The organism is Streptomyces sp. NPDC002809, from assembly GCF_040295435.1.
Taxonomy (GTDB): domain Bacteria; phylum Actinomycetota; class Actinomycetes; order Streptomycetales; family Streptomycetaceae; genus Streptomyces.
Genome location: NZ_JBEOVJ010000036.1, coordinates 26,415 through 41,384 on the forward strand (window position 1 = coordinate 26,415; position 14,970 = coordinate 41,384).

The following is a 14,970-nucleotide window of genomic DNA, read 5'->3' on the forward strand; positions in this document are numbered from 1 at the left end:
GAATGCTGGAACTGGCAATCCTGGGATTTCTGTACGAGCAGCCGCTGCACGGGTACGAACTGAAGCGGAGGGTCGCCCACCTCACCGGCCACGTGCGCCCCATCGCCGACGGCACCCTGTACCCCGCGATCAAGCGGCTGGAGCGCGCCGGCTGGCTCGGCCGCCGCACCGAACCCGGCAGCAGGGCCGCCCCCCGGCACACCCTCACCCTCACCGACGAGGGCCGCGACGAGCTGCGCCGCCGGCTGCGCGAGGCCGGTGACCTGGACATCAGCGACGAGAACCGCTGGTTCACCGTCCTCGCCTTCCTGCGCCACCTGACGGACCCGGCCGAGCAGGCGGCCGTGCTGCGCCGGCGCCTCGCGTTTCTGGAGGAGCCCAGCAGCTTCTTCTACGAGGGGGAGTGGCCGCTGGGCGCCGAGGCGTTCGACGACCCGTTCCGCAGGGGTCTGCTGAGGATCGCCCGCGCTACCGGTGAGGCGGAGCTGGGCTGGCTGGCCGAGACGCTTGCCGCACTCCAGGACTGACCTGCGCGCCGACGAGGGCCGGCCTCTGCCCGGTGGACGGGTGCGCCTTCGAGCGGACTCGAAGGCGTTGGCTGGGTCCTCATGAAGTACACACATCTGGGACGCACCGGACTCGAAGTCAGCCGCCTCGTACTCGGCACCATGAACTTCGGTCCGCAGACCGACGAGTCCGACAGCCACGCCATCATGGACGCCGCACTCGACGCGGGAGTCAACTTCTTCGACACGCCGCCAACCGGCAATTTTGACTCCAGGTTCCGCAGCAGCGCATCGCTGACGCTCACCGCTCCTGCGGACCCCGAGTGGAAACGACGAAGCCGCCGCCTCCCACTCGCCTCGAACGCAAGCAGAAGGCGACGACTCCGACACAGACCCGCTACCTCACCATGCGAAGGCTTCGGGAGACGGTCCGGGACCGGGGAAGATCTCGTCCAGAGACGTCAGCAGTTCCTCGCTCAGCTCCAGCTGTAGGGCGCGCAGCGCCGAGTCCAGCTGCTCCTGCGTGCGAGGGCCGACGATCGGGCCGGTGACGCCGGGGCGGGTCAGCAGCCAGGCCAGTGCCGCCTCACCGGGCTCCAGGCCGTGCTTGTCGAGGAGGTTCTCGTACGCCTGGATCTGCTCCCGTGTCTTGGTGTCCTTGAGCGCGTCGGCAGCGCGGCCGCTCGCCCGGCGCCCCTGTGTGGCCCCCTTCTTGAGGACGCCGCCGAGCAGTCCTCCGTGCAGCGGAGACCAGGGGATGACACCGAGGCCGTAGTCCTGCGCGGCCGGGATGACCTCCATCTCGGCGCGGCGCTCAGCGAGGTTGTAGAGGCACTGCTCGCTGACCAGGCCCATGCGGCCGTGCCGGGCGGCGGTCTCGTTGGCCTGGGCGATCTTGTAGCCGGGGAAGTTGGACGACCCCGCGTAGAGGATCTTGCCCTGCTGGACCAGGACGTCGATCGCCTGCCAGATCTCCTCGAACGGCGTCGACCGGTCGATGTGATGGAACTGGTAGATGTCGATGTAGTCGGTCTGCAGCCGCTTGAGGGAGGCGTCGACGGCCCGTCGGATGTTCACCGCGGAGAGCTTGTCGTGGTTGGGCCAGACGTCCCCGTCGCCCGCCATGTTCCCGTACACCTTGGTGGCGAGGACGACCTTGTCGCGCCGCCCGCCACCCTGGGCGAACCAAGTTCCGATGATCTCCTCGGTGCGGCCCTTGTTCTCACCCCATCCATAGACGTTGGCCGTATCCAGAAAGTTCAGACCCGCGTCGAGAGCGGCGTCCATGATGCCGTGGCTGGTTGATTCGTCTGCCTGCGGACCGAAGTTCATCGTGCCGAGAACGAGTCGGCTGACCTTGAGTCCGGTGTGTCCGAGCTGGGTGTACTTCATGGGTCACAAGCCAACTGCTTCGAGTCCGCTCCAGGCAAGGGCATCAGGTTCCGCCGTCAGGAGTCGTCTCCGAGGTGCCGGTACAGCGTGGCCCGGGAGACGCCCAGAGCCTTGGCGATGGCACTGACGCTCTCTCCCTTCGCCTTCCTCGCGCGGGCCACGGTCAGCACGTCCTCGTTCACGACGGACGGCCGTCCGCCGGTACGCCCCTGCGCCTTGGCTGCGTCGAGTCCGGCGCGGGTGCGCTCCATGATGAGGCCGCGCTCGAACTCCGCCATGGCCCCAACCACCTGGACCATGAGACGGCCATCGGCCGTGCTGGGGTCGATGTTGGCCAGTGCACCCGTGAGCACCTTGAACCCGATACCACGCTCCCGAAGCGTGTCGACCATGGTCACAAGGTCGATGAGCGACCGGGCGAAGCGGTCGAGCTTCAAGTGAGGACAAGGAAGAGAGAGGAAGCGAACGTTTCCGCAGGCCACTGGCAATGCCGGTACACGCCTGGCGTGTGCTGGCTACACGTACGGTGTGTTGTTCACCGGTCTTGATGGACGCGGCACGGCACCGGAGCGCCCTTCCCCTTCTGGAAGAGGTGAGAACCAAGAACAAGGCAAGCGGCTCCCGACCGGGGCGATACGAGGTCGAGCCTCTTGGCGCGTGCGATCGCGTTGTTCGTGCTCTGGTCAGACAGGGGTTTGCCGTCCTTGCCGAGGAGGGTGGCCGGCTTCCCAGCAGCGAAGGCTGCGTGCCCGTGACGGTCGGCCCATCCGATGGCGGCGAAGTGGACGCGGTAGGCCGGCGGGTGTAGAGGGTCCTGCGCCTTGCGCTGGTATTCGCGCTGGGAGACTCCGCCCCACGGGCGGTCATGACCGAAGCTGATGGCCACTGGTTCGCGGCTCCTTCCTGTGAGGCACACGAGGGTGCGCCGGCGACCCCGCCGGACGGCGGGACATGTGTCTCCCTTCTTCGCGGGGGGGTGCCGTGCGGGAGGCACGGCGCTTCACAGGTTGGGCGCCCAGGGCATCGGGCCTGGACTCGGTCTCTTGCGGTCGGGAGCGACGGCGGCGACCTGCCGGGCAGCCTACAAACGCGCAGGAGGGCCCCGACCACAGGGACCTCCTCGTCGCATGCAGTTGTCGGTCAGCCTTCGCTGTGGACCGCCGCCATGTTGCGCAGACGCTGCTTGAAGTCCATGGGGATCAGAACCTGAACCCTCCCGACTGGGTGTTGCCACATCCCGTCATGGCCATCGGGAGCCATGAGCTGCGCGGCGGTCATCCCGGGAATCGGCTCGGCATGGATGACGGCCTTGACCCCTGCGGCGCGTAGCTCCCTGCCCTTTTCGTGCTGGGTCGACAACGTGCTCCACCGTTCCCGGTAGGTCTCTCCTGTCGGGATCTCCTCCCAGGTGTCCGGGCGCGTGGGCTGCGCGATGAGCTGTTCACGTCGCGTGTCCAACCGCTTGTACGCCTCCCGGTACTCCTGCTTGCCCAGCTCACTGGAGTAGAGGCCCGCCTCGCGGTCCTCCCTCAGGTCCGAGAGGGCGCGGTTCACTTCCTCGATGTCGCGCGTGTAGTCCACGCCCGGCCGGAAGACCTTCCGGACGATCTCGACGTCCCCGGCAGCGAGGAGGAACGCTTTCCCCACGGCGTCCTCCAGCGTGTGCGCCGCGATGCCCTTGCTTCCGGTCGGACACGGCTTGTGCGTGGTACGGGAGGCGCAGCGGTAGTAGGGCCAGTTACGGCCAGGGGCGAGATACGCCGGCTCCCCACATGTGCAGAACGCGACCTGGAGCAAGGGCGACCCACCCTTGCGGTTGCCGTTGCGCTTGCTGGTGTTCTCGTCCAGCTTCTTGTTGGCCAGCTCCCACTCCTCGTGCGTGATCAGAGGCTCCGCGCGCTGGAGGGGCTGGCCGTCCGCGTCCCGGACGACCCGGCGTCGTGTCGTCTTCTCCCTGTCGACCATCACCTCCTCGGACACCTCCATCTGCCCGAGGATGCAGCGGGAACGTACGACCTTGGCCGTGTTCGCGGCGGTCCAGCGGCTTCCCTTCGGGGTCTTGCCGTTACGGATCATCTGGGCGTCGAGTGACGTCGGGGTCTTCGACACGTCCTCGTTGAGCCACTGCGCGATGCTGTTCGCCGACTCGCCCGCGATGAGACGGCGGACGATCTCACGGAGCGTCCCGGCCGTGTCGGTCCCGTAGTCGTCCGGGACGAGCTTCCATCCGTCGCCGGTCTCCTGTTTCTCCTCCCGGTAACCGTACGGAGTGCGGCCGCCGCGCCAGCGCCCCTCCTTCACCAGGTGGTTGTACGAGGACTTGGCCCGCGCCTTGATGGCTTCGAGCTCCCCTTCCGCGAAGGACGCGATCAGGCTGAGGAGGAGCTTCCCCATCTGCGTGTTGAGGTTGATCCCGTCCTCGACGGTGGCGACCTCCTTGCCGTTCTTCTCGCACCACTCCAGGAGTGCGTGCACGTGGAGCACGCGTCGCGAGAGACGGTCGATCTTCAGCGCGCAGATGATGTCGTACTCGTCGGCGCGCGACTCCTCCACCGCGATCCGGTGCTCGATCGCGCTGACCTCCTTCCCGATGGTCGAGGGAAGCCACTTGCCGAACTCCGGACGCTTCCACGGCTCTACCCCGCCGGACACGTCGATGTCCTCGACCCACCCCACGACGACGTGCCCCTCCTGATCGGCCCATCGCTGGATGGACCGACGCTGACGCTCCGGCGATGTGGTCTCGTCCGACACCCTCGACAGACGGATCACACCCAGAACTCTCGCCATGTTCGTTCTCCCTCTCCCCTGTGTCACGCATCGCACACAAGGGGTGACGATATGTGGTTCGGATCATGGCGTCAAAATTAATCTTTGAACACCGCGAACGTCTACGGCTGGGGCGGACAAGGGCCGCACCGAGGAGATCCTCGGCACCTGGTTCGCCAAGGGCGGTGAGCGCCGGGACAAGGTGGTCCTGGCCACGAAGGTGTACGGGAACATGGCCGCCGACGGCGACGCCTGGCCCAACCACCACAAGCTCTCCGCGCTGAACATCCGGCGTGCCGTCGACGCCAGCCTCAAGCGGCTCCAGACGGACCACATCGACCTGTACCAGTTCCACCACATCGACCGGGACACCCCGGTCGACGAGATCTGGCAGGCCGTCGACGTCCTGATCCAGCAGGGCAAGATCCTTTATGCGGGCTCGTCCAACTTCGCCGGCTGGAAGATCGCCCAGACCAACGAGACGGCGCAGCGCCGGGGCTCGTTCGGCCTGGTCAGTGAGCAGTGCCTCTACAACCTCGCGGAGCGCCGCGCGGCGATGGAGGTCATCCCGGCCGCGCAGGAGTACGGCCTCGGCGTCATCCCGTGGTCGCCGCTGCACGGCGGACTGCTCGGCGGCGCGATCCGCAAGGAGAGCGCGGGCGGCTCCGCCCGCTCGACCACCGGCCGCTCCGCCGAGGTGCTCGCCGACCCCGTGGCGCGGGCGAGGATCCAGGCGTACGAGGACCTGCTCGACAAGCACGGCCTGGAGCCGGGCGAGGTGGGCCTGGCCTGGCTGCTGACCCGTCCCGGTGTCACGGGCCCGATCAGCGGGCCGCGCACGCTGGAGCAGTTGGAGTCCGCGGTACGCGCGGTCGACCTGGAGCTCTCGGGCGAGGTGCTGGCCGGCCTCGACGAGATCTTCCCGGGCCCGGGCCCGTCGCCCGAGGCCTTCGCCTGGTAGACCCGGCGGGCCGGGCGGCCGGGGCGGCCCGGGGTGCTGTGCGCACTCAGGCCGTCCGGCCGCTCCGGCGCGCGGAGGGCGCCAGGATCTGCCCGAGCAGCGCGGCGGTGAGGAGCCAGACGGCGCAGCCGACGGGCAGCGCGCCGACGGCCTCCAGCGGGGAGCGGTAGGCGAGCACGCCCCAGACGGTGAGGCCGTTGATCCAGCCGCTCATGGAGAGGATCAGTGCCGCGCGCGGCGAGAGGCGCAGCCGGGCGATCAGCTGGTCCGCGATCAGTACCCCCACCGTCAGCGCGGCGACACAGGCCGCGAACGCGATGACGACGAAGCGCGCGGAGATCTCGTCCGCGGCCGCGTTGTTGATGGCCGCCCCGCCCGCGCCGAGGGGGATGGCGAGCAGGAGCGCGGAGACGAGCCGGTTGAAGAGTGACTTCTCCTGCGGGTCGAACACGTTGGTGAACCCCTGGGCGGCGCCCATGCCCACCAGACCGGCTAGGACGGCGCCGGCGAGCGCCCCTGGTCCCTCGGCCGGTGTGCAGAGCAGGATCAGCAGCCCCGCCACCAGTGCCGTACCCGCTCCGGCCAGCCAGGTGGCGGCCACGGTGCGGGTGGAGACGGTCTTGCTGCCGGGTGCCCGCCCGGAGATGCGCAGCCGCTCGGGCGCGGTGGGCTGCGGCCCGGGGGGCGGGAACGGGTACGAGGGTATCGGCACCGGCATCGGGACCGGCATCGGTGGTTGGGGCTGTGGCTGCATCTGCGGGGGGAAGAGCTTGGTGGGCGGCACCGTCGGTTGGTGGGCGGGTGCGGCCGGGGCGGCGGAGTGCGGGACCGAACCCAGGGCGGTGGGGGTGCTCTCGGGGCGCGCGGGTGCGGCCGGTCCGGCGGTTCCGGCCGCGGTGCGTAACAGGGCCGCGACCTCCGCGGCGTCCTTCGGGCGCTCGTCCGGTTCCTTGGCCAGCAACCGCAGGATCAGCGCGTCGAGCCCGGCGAAGCCCGCGAGATCCGGACGGCGTGCGCTCGGCGGCTCGGGGAGGTCGCCGAGGTGCTGGGCCAGTACGGCCGTACCGGAACCGTTGAACGGGGGGCCGCCCGTGAGCAGCGTCTGGAGGAGGCAGCCGAGGGAGTACAGGTCGCTCCGGCTGTCCAGTGCGTCGGGCGTCCGGATCTGCTCCGGCGACATGTAGAGCGGGGTGCCGACGACGAAGCCGACGGCGGTCAGGTCGGTGCGGGTCAGCGAGGCCGCCGTCGACAGCATCCGGGCGATCCCGAAGTCGAGGATCTTGATCGTGCCCGCATCGGTGAGCAGGATGTTGGCCGGCTTGATGTCCCGGTGCACGATGCCCGCGCGGTGCGCCGCCTCCAGGCCCGCGCAGATGTCGACCGCCCAGCCCATCACCTCGGCGGGCGAGGGGAGTCCGGGGCTTCGGCTCTCCAGTACGGCGCCCAGATCACGCCCCGTGAGGTGCTCCATGACGAGGTAGAGCACGTTCTCCCCCGCCACCTCCGCCTCGCCGAAGTCGTGCAGGGTGACGATGTGCGGGCTGGACAGCCCGCCGACGACGCGGGCCTCGCGCGTGAACCGGGCGGCCGAGGTGTCCTCGTCGATGCGGGGGAGGACCTTGACCGCGACCTTGCGGCCGATGCGTTCGTCCTCGGCCAGCCAGACCCGGCCCATGCCGCCGGAACCCACCGGTTCCGTCAGCCGGTACCGTCCGTCGAGAATCTCGCCACGCATCGATTGCCCCCGCTCAACTCGTACTGTCTGCCCGGTACATGATGACCTGACAGACGGTACGCGGCCCAGCACGTCTCGGTACCGGCCGGTGAGGGGCCGCAGGCCGGTACCCCACGCGCAAGCGGCTTCGCGCGGGTGGCCCGGGGCGCGGTCAGCCGACCAGTGCCCGCCAGGTCACCGGGCCCGCCTCGCCGTCGGAGACCAGCCGGTTGACCACCTGGTAGGTGCGCACGGCCGACGTGGTGACCGTGCCGAACGTGCCGTCGACCGCCAGGCCGGCGCTGCGCTTGTTCAGCGCGTTCTGCAGGGCCCGGACGTGGGAGCCGCTGCCGCCTTGGCGCAGGGTGTGGACGAGATGCGGCCAGGTCGCCGGTCCCACCTGGCCGTCGGCCACCAGGCCCTTGGCCTTCTGGAAGCGCTTGACGGCATCGGAGGAGACCGAGCCGTACTGGCCGTCGGCGACCAGGCCGTAGCCGCGCTGCGTCATCAGGTACTGGATGACGACGACCGTCCGCCCGCTCGCGCCGGGGTCGATCCTGGGCCAGCCGCCGCCCAGGTCCACGCCCCGGGCGGTCATGAAGGTGACCGGGTTGCTCGTGACGCCGAGCCCTCCCGTATGTGTCTCGAAGTGCAGGTGGGGGCCCGTCACATTGCCGGTGGCGCCCATGTCGGCGATGCGCTGGCCGGCGGCGACGGTGGCGTTGAGCGCGACCCGGTAGGCGCTGAGGTGGCCGTAGTAGGTGTACTGGCCGCTGCCGTGCGAGATGACCAGGGCGTTGCCGGTCCGGCCGGTGAGGCCGCCTCCCCACGAGCGGCGGACGACCGTGCCGGCGGCCGCCGCGTACACCCCGGTACCCGTCGAGTTGGAGACGTCCTGACCGGCGTGCGCGGCGCCGCCCCGGGAGGCGCCGTAGTGACCGCCGGCGGGGAAGTAGCCGAGAGCGGGGTTGGCCCACCTGCCGTTCTTCGCCGTGGCCGCGAAGGCCGTCGTGGCCCCGGTCAGCAGGCCCGCCGCGGAAAGGCCGAGTCCGAGTCCCATCCCGGCGATCAGTCCGCGGCGGGACGGCCCGCCGCGCTGCTCGGCCTCATGCGTCGTCGCCTCGACCGCCGCTGCGCAGGAATCGCACATGTTCGCTCCCTCAGGTCCGCTGAATCGGGCACGGGTTGTCGACGTGGGCACCTCGTGATCGGGATGGTGAGGTGGGCACATCAAGCGTGTCTACTCGCATAGATGTTAGGGAGGCGACGCCGGTCGGACATGGGCCCACGGGCCCTGTGCGGGCCCACTGGGTCCGGGCCCGTCCGCGTGCCGGTTCGGGGGCGTTGGGCGCGCCGGCCCCCGCGCCCTACGCCCCGCCGAACCCGTCCAGCGCCGCCAGGACCGCCCGGCTCGTCGCCTTCCCGCCCAGGTGCCCCGCGTCCTCGATCACCGTCAGCTTCGCGTCCGGCCACGCCTTGGCCAGCTCCCACGCGGTGGTCAGCGGACCGCCCATGTCGAGGCGGCCGTGCACCAGAACACCCGGAATGCCCGTCAGCCGCCCCGCGTCCCGGATCAGTTGGCCCTCCTCCAGCCAGGCGGCGTTGGAGAAGTAGTGCGCGCAGATCCGTACCAGCGCCTGCTTCGCGCGGTCGGGGCGGCCGCTGAACGGAGGCGGTCCGCTGTACGCCTCCAGGGAGAGCACCGCGTCCTCCCAGGCGCACCAGCCGGCCGTGGCCCGGGCCCGTACCTCCGGGTCGGGGCTCTCCGTCCGCCGGGCGTACGCGGCGAGGACGTCCGGGGTCGCGTCGCTCGCGGCCTCCGGCACACCGGCCCGGAAGACGTCCCACGCGTCGGGGAAGAACTGGCTCGCACCGCGGTACAGCCAGTCGATCTCGGAGCGACGGGACGTGGTGACGGCCGGGATCACCATCTCGCTCACCCGCTCCGGGTGCTGCTCGGCGTACGCGAGGGCCAGTGTGGAGCCCCAGGACCAGCCGTACAGCAGCCATGTGCCGATGCCCAGCCGGACGCGCAGGCGCTCCATGTCGGCGATCAGCCGGTCCGTCGTGTTGTGCCGCAGGTCGGCGGCCGGGTCGCTCGCGTGCGGGGTGGAGCGTCCGCAGTTGCGCTGGTCGAAGAGGATCACGCGGTAGCGGTCGGGGTCGAAGTACTGGCGGGGCCACTGCGCGCAGCCGGAGCCGGGGCCTCCGTGCACGACCAGGGCGGGTTTGCCGGCCGGGTTGCCGCACGCCTCCCAGTACACGAGGTTGCCGTCGCCCACGTCGAGCATGCCGTGCTCGTACGGTTCGATCGGCGGGTACTTCTCGGCGGGGTGACGTTCCATGTGCCGGCTCTCCTTGGTTGTGGCCCCGAACTGCCCTGCCTGCCTGGTCTGTCCCGACCCGGCCCAGCCCTTGACCGCGACGTGGTACGCGGAGGCCCACAACACCGCGGCGGACGCCAGGCCCACCGCGGCCCGCACGCTCTCGTCCGACAGCCCGGCCGCGAGGAGCACGAAGCCCGCGACGCCGACGACGCTCAGCAGGACGGCCGTGCCCTTGTACTGCCACTGGTCGTAGAAGCGCGCGAGCGGGAAGAAGTGCAGGCCCACCACGAGGGCGACGGCCGCCGGGATGAACCCGGGATGCCCGGAGGCGTTGGACGCCGCGATCACCGCGAAGATCGCCACGACCTCGACGCCGTTCACGATGCCGACCGCGCGGGCCCAGTTCTGCGGCAGGCTCACCAGGCGGGGCGAGGGTGCGGCGCCCTTGCGGTGGGCGAGCAGGGTATGTGCGGGCCGGAAGTGCCCGGCGTCGCCGGCGGTCCGGGCGGCCGGGGCGTCGTGGGCGTCATGCGCGGAGAGTACAGCGATCATGCTCTCCGACTGCCGGAATTCCGGGGGCCGGTGGGTGCCGGATGACGCACCGTCCCGCGGCGTAGCCTGGGAATCGTGAACTCCACTCCCGAGGTACTGGCCGTTCTCGGCGACCTGCTCGCCGCCGCAGCTCCCGACGACCGCGGTGCTCTCTGGCAACTGGCCGAGCAAGGCAGGGAGTTGGATGCCAACCTGATCCGCCTGCCACCGGATGCCGAGGTGGGGGAGCATCAGGAGGACGTACTGGACGTCCTGCTCGTGGTTCTCGAAGGCGGTGGCCGCCTCACTCCGGGCGACGGCGGCGAGCCCCTCGTCCTCGCCCCCACCACGGTCACCTGGCTCCCGCGCACCTCGCGCCGCTCCCTGGCCGCGGGCCCGGACGGCCTCGCCTACCTCACGGTGCACCGCCGCCGTCCGGGCCTCTCGATCAGGAGCGCGCCGGCGGCTGCGGTGACGTACGAGGGAGGCGAGGCGCCCTGTGCACTGGACCGGGTCTGCCCCGAGTGCGGCCGCATGGCGCAGGAGTCCGCACCGAAGTACTGCTCCGAGTGCGGGGAACGCTTCCCGGGCCGCTGATCCGGGCCGCTGATCCGGGCCGCTGACCCGGGGCCTGTCCGTCCGCGGGCGTCAGTGCCGCGACCGGTGGCGGCGTCCCAGGAGGAAGAGGCCGGCGGCGGCCAGGAGCAGGCTTCCGCTCGCCGCGAAGAGGGTCGTGGACGCACCGGTGTCGGCGAGCCCGCCGCCGGGCCCGTCGCCGGGACCGTGGTGCCCGCCGGAGTGGCCCCGCGGGCACCACGATGGTGCCCGCCGGAGTGGCCCGGCGGCGGGGTGGGACGGTCATGCGTGTGGACCGCGGAGGACAGGCACAGGACGCAGACGGTTGCGGCGGCGAGGCCGGTGCGTTTCGTGCCGGGGAACGTAAATGTGATGGTCGGCCATAGGGAACGACGAGGCCGCAAGGTCACCCGCACAGCCCCGTCACTCCTTCCACTGGCGGCTGCCGGTTCGGTTTCGGGACGTGGCGACGCCGGACCGGAACCCGGACCTGTCCGGAACTGCCCGACCCCCGCAGCCCGTCCTGGACAGCAAGGCCGAGCAGACGGGAATCACGGAACATCATGGCGGAGCGGACGGACAGCGGCGTATCCACGACGGCGAAGGCAGCCGGCGTCTCCTGGTGGGCGTGGGGGCGTCCGGGGTGTTGGGCGCGAGGCCGGGTGATCGCCGGGTTCGCCCTGCTCACGGCCCTCCTGATCGCGTTCCCCCGGGTACTGCCCAACCGGCCCGGCCACCTGGGCAGTCTGCTGGAGGCGTTCCTGCCGTGGCTCGGCCTGGCGGCCGTTCCCCTGCTCGCCCTGGCCCTGCTGCGCCGCTCGGCCACCGCACTGCTGTCCCTGCTCGTGCCGGTGGCGGCGTGGGCGTACGCGTTCGGCGGGCTGTTCCTCGCCGCGCCGGAGCCCGGCGAGCGCGACCTGGTCGTGGTGCAGCACAACGTGAGCGACGTGAACACGGACCCGGCGGGCACGGCCCGCACCCTGGCCGGGGCCGGGCCGGACCTCATCGCGCTGGAGGAACTGGTCCCGGCCGCCCTTCCGGCGTACGAGAAGGCCCTGGCCCCGGACTTCCGGTTCCACGAGGTCCGGGGCACGGTCGGGATCTGGTCGAAGCATCCGCTCTCCGGCACGCGTGTCGTGGACATCAAGCCCAAGGAGATCACGGAGGGCTGGAGCCGCGGCCTGCGTACCGTGCTCCACACCCCGTACGGCGAAGTCGCCGCCTATGTCGCCCACCTGCCCTCGATCCGCGTCGGTGCGAGCGGGTTCGCCTCCTCCTGGCGGGACGAGAGCGCCCACCTGCTGGGCAGGGCCGTCGCAGCCGAGACGGTCGGCAGAGTGATCGTGCTGGGCGACCTCAACGGCACGGTCGACGACCGGGGACTCTCCCCTCTGACCTCGCAGCTGAACGCTTCGGAGCGCGGTTTCGCGTTCAGCTTCCCCGCGTCCTTCCCCCTGGCCCGGATCGATCAGGTCATGGCCCGCTCGGCGACCGTCGGACGTATGCACACGCTGACCGCCACGGGCAGCGACCACCTTCCGGTCACCGCCCGCGTCACGCTGAGCTGAGGAAAGGGGCCGGGCCTTCGGCTGTGTGCGGATGCGCGCAGCAGTGGCCGGTCCTGGGGGAGGGAGGCGACAAGAAGTGCGGAACCGCCACCCGGCTGTGAGCGGCACGAGGATCGCCGCCCCCACGCCGTCCTCGCCGTGGTGCGTGCGGTCAGCCCCGGCCCGTGCCCTGAAGGTCCATGCCCAGGATGAACGCGGCGGGTTGCTCCACGAGTTCCTCGAATCCGATGTGCCGGTAGAAGCCGACCGCGTCCGCGTTTGCCTTGCCCACGCCGAGGTGAACGCCGCGGACGCCGCGGCTGCTCAACTCCCCGAGCAACGTGCGGATCAGGCGGGAGCCGTTGCCGCCGCCCTGCGCCTCGGGCAGGAGGTCGATGTGCAGGTGGGCGGGGTACGCGGCGGCCACCTCGGCCGGAGCGGTGGGGGGACGGTCGATCCACCTACGGGCGAAGGCGTCGGCGGAGCCTTCGCGGACCGGGTCCCCGCTGCGCCGGGCGCGGAGCGACGGCCACCATTCCCGTTCGAGGGTCTGCTCGAACGAGACGGTGTCGGCCACGCCGAGGACGTACCCGGAGGCGGGCCGGTCGGGGCGGGCGAGGACCCAGGCGAGGTCGGGGGCGTACCGAAGGTAGGGGGCGAGGAAGATGTCGCCGGGGAGGCGTGGGTCCTCGAACGAGTCCGTGGCGTCCTTGCCCGACGCTGCGGTGCGCAGGCAGATGTCGTAGAGCCGGTCGGTCTCCGCCGTGTCGTCCGTGCGGGCGGCGCGAATTCCGAACTCTGCGGCTGGTTGCGGACGGTCGTTCACGGGTGCCTCTCGGGGAGCGGACGCGGAGTCGGGGGCCGGGGCCCCGCGACCTCGACACGATACGGCGCCCCGCTCGCCGCCGCACCGGGCCCGCGTCGCTCTCCCCTCGGCTCGGCACGTCACCGACCACGACGGACCCGCACCGCGAGATGCCCCACGGCGCCGATCCGGCGCAACGGCCAAGGGTGACCGTGGAGTTGGAAGCGCAGTGGGTGATCAGCATCCGCCCCAGCGGTTCAGGCGATCCCGCCGTTCGCGTACAGGACCTGCCCGTTGATCCAGCGGCCGGGGCCGGCGAGGAACGCAACGGCTTCGGCGATGTCGGCGGGGGAGCCGAGGCGGTCGAGCGGGGTACGGGACGCGATCGCGTCGATGACCTCCTCCGGCTTGCCGTCCAGGAAGAGGGGTGTGGCCGTCGGGCCGGGTGCGACGGCGTTCACCGTCACGTCGCGGCCCTTCAGCTCGCGGGCGAGGATCAGCGTCATGGCCTCGACGGCGCCCTTCGTGGCGGCGTAGGCCCCGTACGTGGGCTGCTGCAGCCGGGTCACCGAGGTCGAGAAGTTGATCAGCGCCCCGCCGGGCCGGAGCGTACGGGCGGCGAGCTGCGACACGACGAACGTGCCGCGCACGTTGGTGCGGTGCATGCGGTCGAAGTCGGCGAGGTCGAGCTCGGCGATCGGCGAGAGGAGCATGATCCCGGCCGTGTTCACGACCACGTCGACGCCGCCGTACGCCTGCTCGGCCGTCGCGAAGAGAGCGGCCATCGCGTGCTCGTCGGCGATATCGCCGCCTGCCGCGGTCGCGGCCCCGCCGGCAGCCTCGACGGCGGCCACGACCTCCTCGGCGCGGGCCTTGTCCCGGCCGTAGTGCACCACGACGGCGAGGCCGTCGGCCGCCAGGCGCTCGGCGACGGCGCGGCCGATACCACCGGAGGCGCCGGTGACGATCGCTGTACGGGGTGCGGGCGCGGGTGCGGTTTCTGCGGAAACGTCCATGGGGCCGGCCTCCTGGGATATTTTATGGACGAGTCGTCCATAAAATAAATGTAGACTCATTGTCCATATACGGCAAGCCTGAAAGGCGCCGGACACAGGGCACACGACAGGGGGCAGGGGACAGATGGATGAGCCGAAGGAGCCCGGCAGACGAGGCCGCGGCCGCCGCCCTGCCGCGGAAGTGCGGCGGGCCGTACTGGAGACCGCCGGGGCGATGCTCTTCGAGGCGGGGCTGAACGGGATCACCTTCGAGAAGGTGGCCGCCCGCGCAGGGGCGAGCAAGATGACGCTCTACAAGTGGTGGCCCTCGCCCGGGGCACTCGCCTTCGAGGCCTACTTCACGGCCGTCGAGGACACCCTCGCGTTCGCGGACACCGGCGACATCGAGCGCGACCTCACCGCGCAGCTCCACTCCTTCGTGGGCCTGCTCACGGGACTGCCCGCGGGTCCCGTGATCGCCCAGCTCGTCGGCGCGGCGCAGACCGACCCGGCACTGGCCGACGCCCTGGCGGAGCACTACGTCCGCCCGCGCCGCCGCCTGGCGGGCGACCGGCTCACGCAGGCGCAGCGTGCGGGCCAGATCCGCGCCGACGTCGATCCCCAGGTGGTCGTGGACCAGCTCTGGGGCGCCTGCTACCACCGGCTCATGATGCCGGAGGAGTCCCTCGACACCGCCTTCGCCGACGCCTTGATCGGCAACCTCCTGCGCGGCATCCGGGGGTGAGGCGGCGCGGCGGGCGATGAGTTCCGAAGCGATGGCCAGTCTGTATGTACAGCGCGTTCCGCGGGGCGCGCTGTACAGAACGCGTTCCGCGGAACGCGACCG

Annotated in this window: 13 protein-coding genes and 3 pseudogenes; 6 read left to right on the forward strand and 10 right to left on the reverse strand. The window is 71.0% G+C overall.

The genetic code is table 11. The annotated features are described in order from the left end of the window. Positions 1-2 precede the first annotated feature (2 nt). Together ABT025_RS21695 and ABT025_RS21700 are read left to right on the forward strand one after the other, a co-directional pair. Positions 3-527, forward strand: a complete 525-nt coding sequence (locus ABT025_RS21695; protein ID WP_350996785.1) for a PadR family transcriptional regulator — start codon at positions 3-5, stop codon at positions 525-527. 81 nt (positions 528-608) lie between these two features. Beyond that, positions 609-755 (forward strand): annotated as a pseudogene (locus tag ABT025_RS21700) (aldo/keto reductase); the annotation flags it as partial. A 153-nt stretch (positions 756-908) separates the two neighbouring features. Here ABT025_RS21700 and ABT025_RS21705 read toward each other — a convergent pair. From ABT025_RS21705 to ABT025_RS21720, 4 genes are all read right to left on the reverse strand, one after another. Further along, positions 909-1,898: an aldo/keto reductase gene (locus ABT025_RS21705; protein WP_350996788.1), complete on the reverse strand. Its 990-nt coding sequence runs from the start codon at positions 1,896-1,898 to the stop codon at positions 909-911. A 56-nt stretch (positions 1,899-1,954) separates the two neighbouring features. After that, positions 1,955-2,335 carry a recombinase family protein gene (locus tag ABT025_RS21710; RefSeq protein WP_350996790.1) on the reverse strand — a complete coding sequence of 127 codons (381 nt, stop codon included), beginning with the start codon at positions 2,333-2,335 and terminating at the stop codon, positions 1,955-1,957. A 98-nt stretch (positions 2,336-2,433) separates the two neighbouring features. Continuing rightward, positions 2,434-2,784: a hypothetical protein gene (locus tag ABT025_RS21715; RefSeq protein ID WP_350996793.1), complete on the reverse strand. Its 351-nt coding sequence runs from the start codon at positions 2,782-2,784 to the stop codon at positions 2,434-2,436. A 254-nt stretch (positions 2,785-3,038) separates the two neighbouring features. Further along, positions 3,039-4,688, reverse strand: a complete 1,650-nt coding sequence (locus ABT025_RS21720) for a recombinase family protein (protein WP_350996796.1) — start codon at positions 4,686-4,688, stop codon at positions 3,039-3,041. Positions 4,689-4,772: 84 nt separating this feature from the next. On the opposite strand from ABT025_RS21720, the pseudogene ABT025_RS21725 reads away from it, so the two are divergent. Further along, positions 4,773-5,628, forward strand: a pseudogene (locus ABT025_RS21725) (aldo/keto reductase). Positions 5,629-5,674: 46 nt separating this feature from the next. On the opposite strand, the gene ABT025_RS21730 reads toward ABT025_RS21725, so the two are convergent. The 3 genes from ABT025_RS21730 to pip form a co-directional block, all read right to left on the reverse strand. Then, positions 5,675-7,363: a serine/threonine-protein kinase gene (locus ABT025_RS21730; RefSeq protein WP_350996799.1), complete on the reverse strand. Its 1,689-nt coding sequence runs from the start codon at positions 7,361-7,363 to the stop codon at positions 5,675-5,677. A gap of 151 nt (positions 7,364-7,514) precedes the next feature. Then, positions 7,515-8,492 (reverse strand): peptidoglycan-binding protein, encoded by a 978-nt coding sequence (locus ABT025_RS21735; RefSeq protein ID WP_350996802.1) that lies wholly within the window; start codon positions 8,490-8,492, stop codon positions 7,515-7,517. A 217-nt stretch (positions 8,493-8,709) separates the two neighbouring features. Next, entirely contained in the window at positions 8,710-9,687 is a 978-nt protein-coding gene (gene pip, locus ABT025_RS21740; RefSeq protein ID WP_350996914.1) for a prolyl aminopeptidase, read from the reverse strand. Between the two features lie 609 nt (positions 9,688-10,296). Here pip and ABT025_RS21745 point away from each other — a divergent pair. Next, complete coding sequence (locus ABT025_RS21745; protein WP_350996805.1) at positions 10,297-10,797, forward strand: hypothetical protein; 501 nt, start codon at positions 10,297-10,299, stop codon at positions 10,795-10,797. Positions 10,798-10,848: 51 nt separating this feature from the next. Here the strand turns inward: ABT025_RS21745 and ABT025_RS21750 are convergent. Continuing rightward, a pseudogene (locus ABT025_RS21750) lies at positions 10,849-10,944 on the reverse strand (LPXTG cell wall anchor domain-containing protein); the annotation flags it as partial. Between the two features lie 395 nt (positions 10,945-11,339). On the opposite strand from ABT025_RS21750, the gene ABT025_RS21755 reads away from it, so the two are divergent. Then, the gene (locus ABT025_RS21755; protein ID WP_350996808.1) at positions 11,340-12,344 is read left to right on the forward strand and encodes an endonuclease/exonuclease/phosphatase family protein; all 1,005 of its coding nucleotides are present in this window, start codon (positions 11,340-11,342) and stop codon (positions 12,342-12,344) included. Positions 12,345-12,495: 151 nt separating this feature from the next. On the opposite strand, the gene ABT025_RS21760 is transcribed toward ABT025_RS21755, so the two are convergent. Together ABT025_RS21760 and ABT025_RS21765 are read right to left on the reverse strand one after the other, a co-directional pair. Then, positions 12,496-13,149, reverse strand: coding sequence for a GNAT family N-acetyltransferase (locus ABT025_RS21760; RefSeq protein WP_350996811.1), 654 nt, complete (start codon positions 13,147-13,149; stop codon positions 12,496-12,498). Positions 13,150-13,385: 236 nt separating this feature from the next. Then, positions 13,386-14,144 (reverse strand): SDR family oxidoreductase, encoded by a 759-nt coding sequence (locus tag ABT025_RS21765; RefSeq protein ID WP_350996814.1) that lies wholly within the window; start codon positions 14,142-14,144, stop codon positions 13,386-13,388. Positions 14,145-14,268: 124 nt separating this feature from the next. Between ABT025_RS21765 and ABT025_RS21770 the strand changes: the two genes are divergently transcribed. Continuing rightward, positions 14,269-14,868, forward strand: coding sequence for a TetR/AcrR family transcriptional regulator (locus ABT025_RS21770; RefSeq protein ID WP_350996816.1), 600 nt, complete (start codon positions 14,269-14,271; stop codon positions 14,866-14,868). Positions 14,869-14,970 lie beyond the last annotated feature (102 nt).

What these genes read in the sequence shown, in the direction of transcription:
- ABT025_RS21695 (WP_350996785.1), top strand. Translation starts at nt 3, where the DNA reads ATGCTGGAACTGGCAATCCTGGGATTTCTGTACGAGCAGCCGCTGCAC.
- ABT025_RS21705 (WP_350996788.1), bottom strand. Translation starts at nt 1,898, where the DNA reads ATGAAGTACACCCAGCTCGGACACACCGGACTCAAGGTCAGCCGACTC.
- ABT025_RS21720 (WP_350996796.1), bottom strand. Translation starts at nt 4,688, where the DNA reads ATGGCGAGAGTTCTGGGTGTGATCCGTCTGTCGAGGGTGTCGGACGAG.
- ABT025_RS21730 (WP_350996799.1), bottom strand. Translation starts at nt 7,363, where the DNA reads ATGCGTGGCGAGATTCTCGACGGACGGTACCGGCTGACGGAACCGGTG.
- ABT025_RS21735 (WP_350996802.1), bottom strand. Translation starts at nt 8,492, where the DNA reads ATGTGCGATTCCTGCGCAGCGGCGGTCGAGGCGACGACGCATGAGGCC.
- pip (WP_350996914.1), bottom strand. Translation starts at nt 9,687, where the DNA reads ATGGAACGTCACCCCGCCGAGAAGTACCCGCCGATCGAACCGTACGAG.
- ABT025_RS21755 (WP_350996808.1), top strand. Translation starts at nt 11,340, where the DNA reads ATGGCGGAGCGGACGGACAGCGGCGTATCCACGACGGCGAAGGCAGCC.
- ABT025_RS21765 (WP_350996814.1), bottom strand. Translation starts at nt 14,144, where the DNA reads ATGGACGTTTCCGCAGAAACCGCACCCGCGCCCGCACCCCGTACAGCG.
- ABT025_RS21770 (WP_350996816.1), top strand. Translation starts at nt 14,269, where the DNA reads ATGGATGAGCCGAAGGAGCCCGGCAGACGAGGCCGCGGCCGCCGCCCT.